The following is a 14326-nucleotide window of genomic DNA, read 5'->3' on the forward strand; positions in this document are numbered from 1 at the left end:
CCGGCCATGCCGCCGCCAGGCAGAATTCCCGGCGTGGTGATCGAAACCTTGATCGGGTCGAGCAGGCAATAGCCGTCCTCTATATCGCCAAAGCCATGCCAGGCGGCATAGGGCTTGAGAACCCAGCAAGCAGGGTCGCTCGCCAGCAAGGCCTCGTCGGCGGTATGAAAAGGTATTGTCTGGCCTGTCTTGGGCAAGGTCACCGTATCCGGCTGCCAGACATTAAAAAACCACTCATCGCGGCCTTGAAACTCGCCATTGAGCCGGGCGAGCATGCGCCGAAAGGCAATCGCCTCGCGAATGGCATCGCCTGTCAGGGCCTTGCCACCCGGGCCGTCCATCATCGCGGCGCTGACATCGTTGGAGGCGATGATGGCGTAATTCGGCGAAGTCGAAGCATGCATCATGAACGACTCGTTGAATCGTGCATGATCGATAGGGCGCCGGCCGTCTCGAACATGAATCATCGAAGCCTGGGACAACGCCGCCAATAATTTGTGAGTGGACTGGGTGGCAAACACCGTCGGCCGGTCCGGGCCGTGATCGCCCGGCTCGCCATGCATGGCGAAACGTTCGCGATAAATCGGATTGAAGCGTGCATAGCCGAACCAGGCTTCGTCGAAATGCAGGCGGTCGACGCTAGCGCCCAGCAACTCCTCGACTCGCGACACGTTGTAGCAGAGGCCGTCATAGGTAGAGTTGGTGATGATCGCGTGCATCGGCGCCGGGTCGGTCCCATCAGTCACCAGCGGGTTGTTGGCGATGCTCTCGCCGATCGCCTCAACGGTCAGGTGCTGCGGGGGTATTGGCCCGATCAAACCGTAATGGTTACGCAACGGCACCAGATAAGTCGGTATCGCCCCAGACATCGTCATGGCGTGCTCGACCGACTTATGGCAGTTGCGGTCACACAGGGTGACCTGGCCACGGGTCACGCTGGCCATCAGGATCACCCGATTGGAGGTCGAAGAGCCGTTGGTGACATGGTAGGTGCGATGGGCGCCGAAGACCCTGGCCGCATACACTTCGCTGGCACCAATGGGCCCGGAGTGGTCGAGCAACGAACCGAGTTCACCGACAGAAATCGACAAGTCGGAACGGAACAGGTTTTCACCAAAAAAATCGAAGAACGCGCGTCCTACTGTCGACTTCAAAAAGGCCGTGCCACCGGTATGCCCCGGGGTGTGCCAGGAGTATTCATAGACCTGGGAAAAGCGTACCAACGCGCCGAACATCGGCGGCAATACCTCGTCTCGATAGCGCTGGATGGCCGCAATGATTCGCCCACCGATAAAGACGCTAGTGTCTTCCAGCAGCCAGATGAAATCATCCGATTTCTGCATGGCATCCAACGCAATGGTGGCTGCACTGCTGCGGTCGGCCAGGAGAAAAATCGGCACCGCTTCACTGCGTTCGCGCACGGCATCCAGCACGCTCATGGCTATCTCATGGCTGTCGTCCAGACTCAGGTCCCAATCGAGCAGCACACATTGCACCATCGGGTCGGAATGGATGATTGCAATCGCATCCAGTGCCGATTGCGCCAATATGACTTCCACCTGACGCCCTTCCAATACCTCGGCTAACTCTCTCACCGCGCGGCCTGCCGCCGTTTTATTTGAAAGCTCTTCATGTATGAGTAAGGCTTTCATACCGAGACGTCGTTGCTGCTCAAGGGGCATCGCAACCTCCAGATTGGATAGGTGAAGCCGGGAGCGAGTCAAGATTCTAACTCCGTAATCAACTGCGCAAGTGTATGTAGTCGAACGCGAACTATAATCAACGACAGAACCATACTTCGGAGTATTGCTTTACGGAATTCAGCTGGAATTGATTTATTTAATTGTTTTCAGTACGGTGTGACCGATACAAACCGTGGTTTCAGCTATTAGGTGAGCGTGATCGCAAAATCCATGTCGTATACCGTTACCGCTTGACTTCGACCAAAGGAAAAAACAAAAAGAGCAAAGCTTATCGGTAGATGCTTTTTACCCCACAACATTAATCGCGAAATAAACGCAGGCATGAAAAATTTTTGACTGTTGGGCTTGAGTGCCCACTTTCCAAAAAACCGCTCCGGAAATCACATTGACAGCCAATACTGCTTTTCCCCATAACTCTTTTCCTTCTCCGCAATCATAATGCGCGCGCTTAACTCAGGAAAGCATCGGAATCTACTCACGCAATACTGATTAAAATGATAGTTCGACCCAAAGGAAAGAGTGCTTAATCCTTTAGGGTTGGCACAACCATGAGTAAATATACTCAGAACATTTATTGTATTCTTCCTTCATCGCTAAACCTTGTTTGTATCAGCTTCGCTGACAAAAATTTTCAAGCAGCGGCAAATCCATGATTTCGACTTTACGACCTTCAAAAGTCATAAGTCGTAGATCGCGCAGCCGCGCAATGGCTCGGCATATCGTTTCGGATCTGACGCCAATGGAGGATGCAATATCCTCACGCGACATACGCAGGTGGAAGCACTGCGCGGAGTAACCCCTCAGTGCAAAACGCCTGGAGAGACCGAGCACGAAGATTGCCAAGCGTTTTTCCGCATTGCAATGCCCCAGAGTGATCAACATGTTCTGGCTGCGGATAATTTCCCGGCTCAGCATTCTGTTCAAGCTCAACTGCAACAGAGGTAAATCCCGAGCGAGACGTTCCAACCGATGATAGGAAATCAGGCTGACTTCACTGTTTTCGAGTGCCGACGCTGTGCATACATGACGCTCTCCAGTGATTGCTTCTAACCCAATAGGTTCGCCGGACATTGCGAAACCCGTAACAAGGCTATGTCCTTGCTCGCTGACAAGAATGGTTTTAAAACTTCCGATCCGGACAAAATACAAATATTGCGAAGAACCGCCCGCGTGATAAAGGTCGGCCCCCTTGGCAATACGCACTTTGTGAATGATTAATTCGTCAAACCGCTCGCGGTCCTCATCGGAGCATTTTGACGACAAAAAAAGATCATGAATTGCGGATTGATCAAGGGCTTTTATCGAGGGGTAAGGAGGCGCAAAAAATGGCGTCAACGGCCTCGTTTGTTCGGTATTGATCAGTATCATTCACACTCCAGCATTTATCTATCGCGCGGCAATTCAGGAAGCCCATCAGCAGTAGCGTCAACCGAAGGCTGGCGTCAGGTCGAGTTCGTGAATGATCTCGTTATCGCCAGTCGCCGGGTATCGACTATGAAACCCAAGGCTGCGCGCCAGGCGATGCATGCCGAAGTTTTTAGTCTGGTGAATCGACATCATCTTTTTGAAGCCATTGCGTTGAGCTGCAACGATCAAGTGCTCCATCAATAGCGTCCCAATTCCATGACGTTGCCAGCGATCCGCGACTACTAAAGCACACTCGCACTGCTGGATATCGGCAGAGTCGGCGTAACGGCTGATCCCGACCTCAGTGAGATGCCCATTTTCATGAACCATCGCGATGTATGCCATTCGATTGCGGTAATCCACGTCCATCATCTGGTCCAGGAGCGACACGTTCTCGTGCCCCATCGCCCCGAAAAAACGGGTGCGAAACGACTCGGCAGACATCTGGTTAATAAACTCGAACTCGAGTTGGCGATCTTGCTCATGCAGTGGCCGAATGAGTACGTGGGAGCCATTGTCCAAAGCTTCGATCCAATGCTCATCGGGTGACTCATGACCCAGCGCCGCAAGAATTTTTTCTACTGCATAGTCAGTCAACATAATGAGTGCCTGTATCAAGGAGTGAAAAAATAGCGTCAGGTGATGAGTTGCCACGTATGGCGGGCAATTTCTTCGTCTTCCTGAGAAGCAAAAACTCGCACCGCACAAATGGATTCAGAGGTACTTATCAAGTCTCTGCCCAACTGATTTAGCGTGCTGTCCAGGGACAAACCGATCCAGGCCAGCCCTTCACAAATCTGCGCGCGTACTGCGGCATCATTTTCGCCAATCCCCCGGTGAAGACCAACGTGTCGATACCACCAAGCACCGCGATCATTGTAGCGATCTGCTTGTAGGCCGAATAACAGAACATCTCGATCGCCAGGCGGGCGTCAGCCTCAGTCGTCGCCGCGATCTTTAGTGTGCGCATGTCAGCGCTAAGTCCAGAGATTCCAAGCAATCCGGATTGTCGATCAACCAGCGCCTCGACCGCCGTCACACCAAGTCCTTTCTGGCGTATCAGGTAAATAAGAACTCCGGGGTCCAGGTCACCGCTTCGGGTGCTCATGATCATTCCACCGCTGGGGGTCAATCCCATGCTGGTGTCTACTGACAGACCTGCACGTACTGCAGTGATGCTCGCCCCGTTGCCCAAATGGGCGATTATCAGACGCTCGGGCAGACTGACCCCAAACCGCCGGACAATGGACTCGCAAGACAACCCGTGAAAGCCATAGCGCTGGACCCCCTGCATACAAAGCTCTTTGGGCAAGGCCAGCACACGGGCAACCGCAGGCATTTGTGCGTGAAATCCCGTATCAAAACACATCACCTGTGCAACCTCCGGAAAGTGTCTGGAGGTTTCCTCAATAACTGACAGGGCCATCGGTGTGTGCAAAGGAGCAAAGTCGATCACCTGTTGCAGTTGCTCAAGCACCTGCAGGTTGATGCGACATGGCTGGCGAAACGCCGGGCCGCCATGTACGACGCGATGCCCTATGCCATCCAAAGGGCCCAATCGCGTCTGCTCCAACAAGCGTTCAATCTCATGCAACGCGTGCTTCGTCGTGATCATGGGCACAGAGTGTCCAATCAACGGGTGCTGGTGTGCGTCGATCGCATCAAAGCGCCCGGCCTGTGTATCGAGCGCCTGCGCTTCACCTGAAATCAATCTCAGGACGTGATCAAACGTGACTCGATAAACACCGAACTTGAGTGAGGACGAACCGCTGTTGAGCGCCAGAATAAGTCGCACCCGTCCAGAGATCGGTTCGTCGTCCGGCTCGGCATTCGCGGGGTTCAGACTGTCCATTGCCAATCCCGCACATGCGGCAAGTCTTCGCCGTGCTCGCTGATGTATCGCTTGTGGCACTCGATCATGGTCCAGTAGCGCTCTCGTGCACGGTCAACTTCACTAGCCAGCCGCGGGATGCGTTCGATAGCATCCAACGCCAACTGGTAACGGTCCAGATTGTTGAGCACCACCATGTCGAACGGCGTGGTGGTTGTGCCCTCGTCACGGAAACCGCGTACATGAAAGTTGTCATGATTGGAGCGTTTGTACGTCAACTTATGGATCAGTGCGGGGTACCCGTGAAAGGCAAAAATCACCGGCCTGTCATGGGTAAACAATTCGTCGAAATCCTTGTCCTGCAGGCCGTGGGGATGCTTGCTATTGGGCTGCAAAACCATAAGATCAACCACGTTGACCACACGAATGCGTATATCGGGGATGTACTCGCGCAACAGCGTCACGCTGGCCAGCGTCTCAAGCGTCGGCACGTCGCCGGCACAGGCCATGACGACATCCGGCCCCTCCGATCCCTCAGTCCCCGCCCAGTTCCATATCCCCGCCCCGGCAGTGCTATGACGAATGGCAGAGGGCATATCCAGCCACTGCCACTCCGGTTGTTTACCGGCAATGATCAGGTTGATGTAATCGTGGCTACGCAAGCAATGATCGGTGACTGACAGCAAGCAATTGGCATCCGGCGGCAAGTAGATGCGCACCGTGTCGGCCTTCTTGTTGGCGACATGATCGATAAAACCGGGGTCCTGATGGGAAAACCCGTTATGGTCCTGACGCCATGTGTGCGAGGTCAGCAGGTAGTTAAGCGACGCGACCGGCTTACGCCACGCAATAGCCTTCGATTCTTTGAGCCACTTCGCGTATTGGTTGAACATTGAGTCGATGATGTGGATGAACGCTTCATAGCAGGAAAACAGGCCGTGGCGCCCGGTTAACAAGTAGCCCTCAAGCCACCCTTGGCACAGGTGTTCGCTCAAGACTTCCATCACACGGCCATCGGCGCTGAGATTGAGATCGATCTCTTCAATCGCGGCCAGCCAGGCTTTGCCAGTCACCTGATACACCGCATCCAGACGGTTCGATGCGGTCTCGTCAGGCCCGAACAGCCGAAAATTGCTGGATTCGAGATTGCGCTGCATGACGTCACGCAGATAGTTACCCAGTACGCGAGTCGCTTCGGCCCTGACTGCACCGGGTCGGTTAACGGGGACAGCATAATCGTGGAAGTGAGGCAGCGACAACGGACGCAACAGCTCTCCCCCGTTGGCGTGAGGGTTGGAGCCCATTCGCTGATGGCCGGTCGGAGCCAGTTCAGCCAGCTCGACACGAAGTTGGCCGTTTTTGTCGAACAGCTCTTGCGGCCGATAGCTGCGCAGCCACGACTCAAGCTGTTGCAGATGTTCAGGTTTGCTGAAGTCGGCAATTGGCACCTGGTGTGCACGCCAGGTGCCTTCGACTGGCAGTCCGTCGACACACTTGGGTCCGGTCCAGCCTTTGGGGGTGCGCAAGATAATCATCGGCCACGTCGGCCGTTGCGGTCTTTCACCTTTGGGTGCCCGACGGGCTGTTGCCTGAATGTCGCGAATGCTCTGCATAACGGTATCGAGCGTGGCCGCCAGTGCTTGATGCACCAGCAACGGGTCATCGCCCTCGACGAGATAAGGCTCATAGCCATAACCCCGCATGAGCGAGATCAATTCCTCGTAAGGGATACGTGCCAACACACTCGGGTTGGCAATCTTGAAACCGTTGAGATGCAGAATCGGGAGTACGGCGCCATCACGAATCGGATTGAGGAATTTGTTCGAGTGCCAACTGGCTGCCAGCGCGCCGGTCTCGGCTTCACCATCACCAATCACGCAGGCAACGATCAACTGTGGATTGTCGAAAGCCGCCCCGAAAGCATGCACTAGGGAGTAACCCAGCTCCCCACCTTCATGGATGGATCCGGGTACTTGCGCCGAGACGTGACTGGAAATCCCGTTTGGCCAGGAAAATTGACGGAAGAGCCTGCACAGCCCGTTGCGATTACGCTCGATCGCTGGATAACGCTCGGTATACGAGCCCTCGAGATAGGTCTGCGCAACGATACCGGGGCCACCATGGCCAGGCCCCGCAATGAAAATCATATCGAGGTCAAAAGCTTTGATCACCCGATTGAGGTGCACATAAAGCAAATTCAAACCCGGCGTTGTCCCCCAATGGCCCAGCAGTCGTGGCTTTAGGTGTTTAAGTAACAAGGGCGCTTCAAGCAAGGGGTTGTCTTGCAAGTAAATCTGCCCGACGGACAGATAGTTGGCTGCCCGCCAATAGGCATCCATGACCTGTAACTGTTGAGTCGTAAGTCCCTGGCGCATTGCTTTCTCCTTAGCGGATGGCTATCAGCTGTACAGCCGACGGAACACCGCGGGCAACAGTTCCGGCAGATCTTCTGCCATTAATCCAGGGCCGAATTCCGCAGCCGCCGCGCCGTGCAACCAGACTCCCGCAGCGGCACTGTCAAAGGCCGACATTCCTTGCGCGAGCAGGCCCAGGATAATTCCACTCAAAACGTCGCCCGTGCCAGCGGAGGCCAATGTTGGCGGCGCATTGGCGTTAATGATTGCTCTGCCATCCGGGGCGGCAATCACGGTGTCACTGCCTTTGAGGACGACTACCGCCCCGCTACGCCGGGCGGCGGCTCGGGTGCGGGTCAGCTTGTCGCCAAAGGGATCAAAAACACGACGGAACTCATTCTCATGGGGCGTCAGCACGCAAGGACCTTGAATGGCTCGATCCAGCGCACCGGGTTCATCCTGAAATGCGGATATCGCATCGGCGTCGATGATGGTTGGGCGGCCAGTGGCAAGCATTGCCAGTGCATGGCCGAAGGTTTCCTTGTCCACCCCGGCACCCGGGCCGATCAACCAGGCGGAAAAGCGACTGCCATTAAGCAAGTGACCAAAATCTTCCGGCGTCACCCATGGACGCACCATGATGCTGTTCAGCGCTGCGGCGTAAATGGGGAACGCTATTTCAGGCACCGCAATGGTCGTGAGCCCAGCCCCGGCTCTTGCTGCACCTCTGGCAGCCATTCGGGCAGCACCGGTCATTGGATACCCGCCAAAGATCAGTGCATGGCCACGGCTATGTTTGTCGGTGTCAGCCTTGGCTTGCGGCAGGTTGGCCAGCCACAACGCGGGATGATTCTCAAACGTCTGGGGTGCGATGGAGTCGATCACCGCTTTGGGAGTGCCAATGTCGGCAACGATAACTTCGCCGCACAGGTCCCTCCCCGGTAGCAGCAGATGACCTGGTTTTTTGCGGAAAAAAGTCACGGTCAGAGCTGACGATACCGCCCCTAACGCTTCTCCGGTATCGCCCATTACCCCGCTAGGTGTATCAATTGCGACAATGGGTGCGGTGCCATGGCTGGCGGCGGCAAGCGTTTCCAGCGCCTGGCCTTCCAATGGGCGACTGAGACCTGCCCCGAACAGAGCGTCAACGATCAATTCGGCACCTTCGAGCACCGAGGGACTCAACGCTTCCACTTCCCCGCTCCATCGCTCGGCATGTTGCCGCGCTTCGTCTTTGAGGCTGAATCGGCTACCCAGCATTGCCACCCTCACCAGCCAACCGGCTTCTGCCAGCAGATGCGCGGCGACAAAACCATCACCACCGTTGTTACCTGGCCCGCACAGCACCAGCACAGGTCTTGGTGTCCAGCGGCACTCGATTTCGTGCGCCACTGCCGCACCGGCATTGGCCATCAATTCAAAAGAGGACACACCGGCAGCGACCGATCGCCGATCAACATCCGCCATCTGCCGAACTGTCAGCACGGCAGTCTGGCGACTAGTCAGTACAGACTCGGAAATCAACATATTCATGCTCTGCCACTCTTTCAAAGCGCACTGAAGTCAATGACCACTCGCGATGGAACATCACCGCGTTCGAGGCGCTCGAAAATCTGGTTGATCGCCGACAACGGCTGCAATTCGATGTCTGCCTTGACCTTGCCCTGAGCAGCAAAGGCCAGAGCCTCGGCCATGTCCTGGCGATTGCCTACAAACGAACCGCGAACGGTGATGCAATTGGCGACCACGTCGAATAGCGGCACTGGAAACTCACCCGGCGGCAACCCCACCAGCACACAAGTCCCGTGTTTACGCGTCATGGCGACGCCTTGATTGAATGCGCTGAGCGAAGGCGCCGTGATCAGCACACCATGGCCACCGCCGCCAGTAGCCTCTTTTACCGCCTCGACCGGGTCGCCCGTTTTTGCGTTAACCACGGCATCGGCTCCAAGCCGGGTGGCATGGGCCAGTTTGCGGTCATCAATATCAACGGCGCAGACTCGCAGCCCCATGGCCTTGGCATACTGAACCGCCAGGTGACCCAGTCCGCCCACACCAGAAATCACAATCCACTGTCCGGGCCGGGCACCGGTTTCCTTGATGCCTTTGTAAGTCGTGACGCCGGCACAAATGATCGGCGCCGCCTCTCTTGGATCAAGGCCATGGGGAATGTGCGCGACGTAGTTCGGGTCGGCCAGAATGTATTCGGCAAAGCCGCCGTTCTTTGTGTAGCCGCCGAATTGTGCTTGGGCACACACAGTCTCCCAAGCCGACAGACAGTATTCACAATGCCCGCAGGCCGAATACAGCCACGGCACACCGACCCGCTCGCCTTCCTTGACACTGGTTACTCCGGCTCCGAGTGCTGTGACGATACCGATGCCTTCGTGTCCCGGAATAAAAGGCAAACCCGGTTTGAGCGGCCAGTCGCCACGAGCCGCATGCAGGTCGGTATGACAAACCCCGCAGGCCTCGGTACGAACTAGAATCTGCCCGGGACCGGGGGTTGGAATATCGCAACGTTTAAGCACCAGCGGCTGGCCGAATTGTTCAACGACGGCAGCCTGCATTTGGAGTGTCATGGGAGCTTCCTTTTTGAGCGGTCCCGTACGTGGGGCCACATGAAGTGACAAGAGCCCTGAATGCGCGCCAAGCGCTCTTAAACCGGAGCGTCGATGGAGACGTAACGCACCAGTTTTTTGTTAACGAAGGCCTGGATGCCCATATCGCCCAACTCACGCCCGTAACCGGAGTTCTTAATCCCGCCGAAGGGCAATTCAGCATCTGACCAGCTGATGTTGTTGATAAACATCATGCCGGTATCGATCCGGCTAGCGACTCGCAGACCACGGCCTACGTCCCGTGTGAACACCGAGCCACCTAGGCCGAAATCCGAGTCATTGGCTAGCGCGATCGCCTCTTCTTCATCCTTGACCCGGAAAAAAAGCGCGACAGGGCCAAAGAATTCATCTCTGAAAGCCGGATTGTCGGGCGCAATGTTGGTCAGGATGGTCGGACTCATGTAAGCGCCCGGACGACGAATTCTCTCGCCACCAAGCAGTACCTCGGCGCCGTTAAAAACAGCGTCTTCGACCTGTGCCAACAATTGTTGCAGGGCGGACTCAGTCGACATGGGTCCCAGTGTTGTGCTTTCGTCCATCGGATTGCCTGGCTTAAGCGCGGCCAGTGCTGCCTGAAAGCGCTCGATAAATACATTTGCGACTTCTTCAAGCACGATAAAACGCTTGGCGGCGCAACAGGTTTGCCCGCAGTTGTACATACGGCCCCAGACCGCCCATTTGATGGCGAGGTCGAGGTCGGCGTCCTCCAGGACGATAAATGCGTCGCTGCCGCCCAGTTCCATCGATGAAGGCTTGAGGTTGGCTCCGGCCCTCGCCGCGAGACTGCGGCCGGCGGCTACGCTACCCGTCAGGGCGACACCTTTGATGCGTGCGTCGTCCACTACGCGGTCCGACTGCTCATGGGAAATCATCAGGTTGGTGTAGAGGCCCAAGGGTGCTCCGGCCTCGACCAACAGCGACTCGAAAGCCATCGCGCATTGCGGAACACAACCGGCGTGCTTGACCACCAACACATTGCCCGCCATGAGATGCGGCCCTGCGACACGTGCCAATTGGTAAAAAGGAAAGTTCCAGGGTTCAACGCCGAAAATCACCCCGATAGGGCTGCTTTCCACATGGGCTTCGCCCTGTTGGGGGTGGAGTCTTCGGCGTGCCAAAAAAAGCTCAGCATTCTTTGCGTAATAATCCAGAATATCGGCGCTGAAGGTCACTTCACCACTTGCTTCGCTGATGCGTTTCCCCATCTCCAATGTTGCCAGTCGAGCCAAATCATCAATCCTGGAATGCATCAGTTCTGCCGCCCTGCCAATCACTGCGGCACGTTGCGCATAAGAGGTGTGTTTCCAACTCTGAAAACAATGATCTGCGGCAGCAAGCTTTTCTTCCAGCTCGAGATCGCTGATTTGTTCAAAGCTTTCCAGCAACTGGCCGTCACTGGGATTAACACTTGTATAAGCCATGACGAATGCCTTCACTTGAGTGAACACAGGCCGATGGATTTCGGCTGAGAGCCCACAAGTGTTATTCCCTATGGGAGTGCTCTGGTAGTGGCTAAATGCGCAGCTCTCTCGAAACGAAAGCGCCCTGATTTCAATCCCCGAGCACAGCTCGCACCGCATCGATATCGTGGCTGCTGCCATGCACCATCAATAAATACTCGTCAGCCTTGAGGGCAGTTTCGTATTTGATGACCTGGTCTTTGCTTAACCCCATATTTAATAGCGCTGCGCCGAGTGCGGAGACACCGCCGACAATCACAGCGCCCTCCAGCGCACTTACCAACATGGCCACCAAAGGACCCGCCAAGGCAACGAGCCCCAGGCCAGGTAGGAAGAAAAATGCCGGAGTAATAAGCAGCCCCCAGACACTGCCCCAAAGAGCTCCCATGGCGCCCCAAGACTTTACTTTGTCTCCCAACTGGTAAAACCCGATCGGGTGTTCTTCCGTGTGATAGCCCTTACCCACGATAGAGAGTTTCTTTACGTCAAAGTCTGCCTGGCTCAGAGCACGTATCGCACTTTCGGCTTCGGCATGGGTTTTAAAGATGTAGAAATCAGAACGGTTAATGCTCATGATCTGAGGCCTGCTCATGGGGTCGTATCTGAAAACGGTGCAAGACACACGAGTTCCGCTGCCGAACACCGCATGAAGATCAGTAGCTGACGATGATGTTGTTCTGCACATTCTTTACGCCAGCCGCACTCCAGGCTGAATGCATCGCCAACTCTCGCTCCGCCCAGTTGTCGACTGTCCCGGACAAGGTCACATCAGCACCGTGGACTTCGACCGTAATCTTCTGCGAGTCAATAATGGCCCGACGCTTGAGCGCATCCGTGATGTCGGTCTTCACTCCTTTTGCCGATATCGTGGACTTGATCAAAATGTTGTTACTGATCCCCCTGACGCCCATCAGGTTACGGACCGCGCCTTTGGCTTCCCTGCGCTGGTATTCCCACTCCACATCGCCGGACAGAGTCACCCAACCACCTTCAACCTGAACCTTAATCGAGTCGTTGGTCAGGTTGGTTGTCCACTCCAAGGCACTTTCAGCAGAAAGCGCAATATCGGCATCGTTACGCTGACTCGCGCCCGGCAGTTTGACGTCCATTTCTATGGCCAGCGCGCGAACACCCGAGACCTTCTGCACGGCTTGTTCAGCGGCCCATTTTTCGACGTAACTGTTGACGTGTCCGGCGAGGGTCACGATGCCATCCTCGACCTCAACACCGATCTGTTCGGCATTGACGGAGGGGTCCCAGCGCAGCTCTGCAAGGATGTCGTTTTTTAGTTCCTTATCGGTTTTCATCAATTCAATCCCGAATAATGTGGTTGCCGGTGCGGCTTTTATGACAGGGCCGTGCGTCAGTCAGTCCCTGGGCCTCAACGCCAAAACGACAGTTGTGGCTGCGCAGTGGCAGAGTCAATCAAGTTAGGCGCCTGATTTGCTCATGAGTAGCCTCGGAAACTACCTACACTCTCGGCTGAAGCCATCGCGCAACAGGTCAACTGCAATGAGCAAATTCATGCGTCGTCATGCCGAAACCCATAACAGCAGCCGTATAGGCTGGCTCAGAGCGGCTGTGCTGGGGGCAAACGATGGAATTGTGTCAACCGCCAGCCTGTTAATCGGCGTTGCAGCCGCCAGTACCACGCACAACACGCTGATCGTGACGGGTGTCGCGGGGCTCGTAGCGGGCGCTATGTCGATGGCGGCAGGTGAGTACGTTTCCGTGCACTCCCAGGCCGATACCGAGCACGCTGACTTGGCAAGAGAGAAAAAAGAGATCGAAACAAAGCCTGCGGCTGAACATCAAGAGCTTGCACATATCTACGTCGGCCGAGGGGTTGCCCCTGAACTGGCCAGACAGGTGGCCATCCAGTTAATGGCGCACGATGCCCTTGGTTCACACGCCCGAGATGAACTGGGTATTTCCGAGGAACTGAGTGCCAAGCCTCTTTCGGCAGCGTTTGCGTCAGCGACGAGTTTCATCGTCGGCGCCATTTTGCCGGTCGCCGTAACGCTGATAGTGCCGCTTCAGAACGTGATCCTTTGGATATCGATCATGTCACTTGTTTTCCTCGCCACATTGGGCGCCGTCGCCGCAAAGGCCGGGGGCGCTCCCTTGCTGGCGGGGGCCTGGAGGGTGACATTTTTGGGGGCGTTGGCGATGGTCATTACCGCCGTGGTTGGCAGACTATTCGGGGCGATTGTCTAGCGCTAATAACGTGGCTATCACGCTTCAGGAGTGGGAACAAATCATCGTCAGGAATTCATTTTCGACACTGACGCCAGAAGGAGCTTTGTCATCCGAAAGGATCAGCTCGCCGCTGTAATAGGCAAAGTAAACCGAGTTTGTCGTACCTCGCTGGCGAGCAAAGCCACACACGGCAAGGTCACGGCGGTCGGTATTCACGGCGGTCGCGTAGAGCGGGTCGAACACCCATCCGTCACCCTCCAGCCCGGTCAGTGCTTTGGTCTTGGTAACGTAGTCGTCCTTGGCTGTAACCGGCACTTTGATGCGGGGCTGATTGAGATTTTCGATCGAGTCCGGCGTGGTCACCGTTTTTTCAGTCGGAGCATGTCCGCAGCCGGCAAGGCAAGCACACATCAGACCCAGCAAAATGTTCATTTTCATAGCGGTGCCATTCAATTGAATTGAAATGCGTCTGTCGCTAATTGGCGCGACCGGCCTTTTTGAGCATAAGTTGTGCGCGCTCATTGGCTTCGTCTGCCGATTTCTTTGCCTCCAGGGCCGCACGCAGTGCCTGATCAGCTTTGGCCGCCGATTGATCCGCGTGCACTCTGGCCGCTGTTGCCATGTCTTCGGCGCCGCTTATCCGGGCATCAATCTCCTGTCGGCGGTGACTGCAACCGGCAGTCATCGCCAAGACCACGATCAATGAAGCAGTCAGGGTGAGTTTTCTCATGGTGTGACTCCTTGGCGCCTG

The 14326-nt window shown here is 55.8% G+C and carries 11 protein-coding genes and 2 pseudogenes; 1 reads left to right on the forward strand and 12 read right to left on the reverse strand.

Annotated features, from left to right (window positions below; all coding sequences use genetic code 11):
• Positions 1-20 precede the first annotated feature (20 nt).
• The 10 genes and pseudogenes from ACQR3R_RS07450 to ACQR3R_RS07495 all read right to left on the reverse strand — a co-directional run.
• Positions 21-1682: pseudogene (locus ACQR3R_RS07450) on the reverse strand (Orn/Lys/Arg decarboxylase N-terminal domain-containing protein); the annotation flags it as partial.
• Positions 1683-2312: 630 nt separating this feature from the next.
• Positions 2313-3071, reverse strand: a complete 759-nt coding sequence (locus ACQR3R_RS07455) for a helix-turn-helix domain-containing protein (protein ID WP_428271361.1) — start codon at positions 3069-3071, stop codon at positions 2313-2315.
• A gap of 57 nt (positions 3072-3128) precedes the next feature.
• The gene (locus tag ACQR3R_RS07460; RefSeq protein ID WP_428271362.1) at positions 3129-3710 is read right to left on the reverse strand and encodes a GNAT family N-acetyltransferase; all 582 of its coding nucleotides are present in this window, start codon (positions 3708-3710) and stop codon (positions 3129-3131) included.
• Between the two features lie 35 nt (positions 3711-3745).
• Positions 3746-4962: pseudogene (locus ACQR3R_RS07465) on the reverse strand (acetate/propionate family kinase).
• Positions 4950-7316: a phosphoketolase gene (locus ACQR3R_RS07470; RefSeq protein WP_428271363.1), complete on the reverse strand. Its 2367-nt coding sequence runs from the start codon at positions 7314-7316 to the stop codon at positions 4950-4952. Before ACQR3R_RS07470 ends, ACQR3R_RS07465 begins: the two are co-directional and overlap by 13 nt.
• A 24-nt stretch (positions 7317-7340) precedes the next feature.
• Complete coding sequence (locus ACQR3R_RS07475; protein WP_428271364.1) at positions 7341-8828, reverse strand: NAD(P)H-hydrate dehydratase; 1488 nt, start codon at positions 8826-8828, stop codon at positions 7341-7343.
• A 14-nt stretch (positions 8829-8842) separates the two neighbouring features.
• Positions 8843-9877 (reverse strand): alcohol dehydrogenase AdhP, encoded by a 1035-nt coding sequence (gene adhP, locus ACQR3R_RS07480; protein WP_149660425.1) that lies wholly within the window; start codon positions 9875-9877, stop codon positions 8843-8845.
• A gap of 77 nt (positions 9878-9954) precedes the next feature.
• Positions 9955-11517: an aldehyde dehydrogenase family protein gene (locus tag ACQR3R_RS07485; RefSeq protein WP_428271365.1), complete on the reverse strand. Its 1563-nt coding sequence runs from the start codon at positions 11515-11517 to the stop codon at positions 9955-9957.
• Positions 11468-11950, reverse strand: a complete 483-nt coding sequence (locus tag ACQR3R_RS07490; protein WP_149660423.1) for a general stress protein — start codon at positions 11948-11950, stop codon at positions 11468-11470. Before ACQR3R_RS07490 ends, ACQR3R_RS07485 begins: the two co-directional genes overlap by 50 nt.
• Positions 11951-12029: 79 nt before the next feature.
• Entirely contained in the window at positions 12030-12683 is a 654-nt protein-coding gene (locus ACQR3R_RS07495; protein ID WP_428271366.1) for a BON domain-containing protein, read from the reverse strand.
• Positions 12684-12888: 205 nt separating this feature from the next.
• On the opposite strand from ACQR3R_RS07495, the gene ACQR3R_RS07500 reads away from it, so the two are divergent.
• Positions 12889-13593 carry a VIT1/CCC1 transporter family protein gene (locus tag ACQR3R_RS07500; protein WP_428271367.1) on the forward strand — a complete coding sequence of 235 codons (705 nt, stop codon included), beginning with the start codon at positions 12889-12891 and terminating at the stop codon, positions 13591-13593.
• A 24-nt stretch (positions 13594-13617) separates the two neighbouring features.
• Here ACQR3R_RS07500 and ACQR3R_RS07505 read toward each other — a convergent pair whose 3' ends face one another.
• On the reverse strand, positions 13618-14013 hold the full coding sequence (locus ACQR3R_RS07505; protein WP_149660421.1) for a hypothetical protein: 396 nt from the start codon (positions 14011-14013) through the stop codon (positions 13618-13620).
• A 37-nt stretch (positions 14014-14050) separates the two neighbouring features.
• Positions 14051-14305 (reverse strand): Lpp/OprI family alanine-zipper lipoprotein, encoded by a 255-nt coding sequence (locus ACQR3R_RS07510; protein WP_149660420.1) that lies wholly within the window; start codon positions 14303-14305, stop codon positions 14051-14053.
• Positions 14306-14326 lie beyond the last annotated feature (21 nt).

Origin of the sequence: Gordonia sp. IEGM753, assembly GCF_050321825.1 — a bacterium.
In the GTDB taxonomy this organism is placed as follows: domain Bacteria; phylum Pseudomonadota; class Gammaproteobacteria; order Pseudomonadales; family Pseudomonadaceae; genus Aquipseudomonas.

Coding starts and splice junctions, on each gene's coding strand:
- ACQR3R_RS07485 (WP_428271365.1), bottom strand. CDS start 11,517: ATGGCAGCAGCCACGATATCGATGCGGTGCGAGCTGTGCTCGGGGATT.
- adhP (WP_149660425.1), bottom strand. CDS start 9,877: ATGACACTCCAAATGCAGGCTGCCGTCGTTGAACAATTCGGCCAGCCG.
- ACQR3R_RS07460 (WP_428271362.1), bottom strand. CDS start 3,710: ATGTTGACTGACTATGCAGTAGAAAAAATTCTTGCGGCGCTGGGTCAT.
- ACQR3R_RS07500 (WP_428271367.1), top strand. CDS start 12,889: ATGAGCAAATTCATGCGTCGTCATGCCGAAACCCATAACAGCAGCCGT.
- ACQR3R_RS07455 (WP_428271361.1), bottom strand. CDS start 3,071: ATGATACTGATCAATACCGAACAAACGAGGCCGTTGACGCCATTTTTT.
- ACQR3R_RS07470 (WP_428271363.1), bottom strand. CDS start 7,316: ATGCGCCAGGGACTTACGACTCAACAGTTACAGGTCATGGATGCCTAT.
- ACQR3R_RS07475 (WP_428271364.1), bottom strand. CDS start 8,828: ATGAATATGTTGATTTCCGAGTCTGTACTGACTAGTCGCCAGACTGCC.
- ACQR3R_RS07495 (WP_428271366.1), bottom strand. CDS start 12,683: ATGAAAACCGATAAGGAACTAAAAAACGACATCCTTGCAGAGCTGCGC.
- ACQR3R_RS07505 (WP_149660421.1), bottom strand. CDS start 14,013: ATGAAAATGAACATTTTGCTGGGTCTGATGTGTGCTTGCCTTGCCGGC.
- ACQR3R_RS07510 (WP_149660420.1), bottom strand. CDS start 14,305: ATGAGAAAACTCACCCTGACTGCTTCATTGATCGTGGTCTTGGCGATG.
- ACQR3R_RS07490 (WP_149660423.1), bottom strand. CDS start 11,950: ATGAGCATTAACCGTTCTGATTTCTACATCTTTAAAACCCATGCCGAA.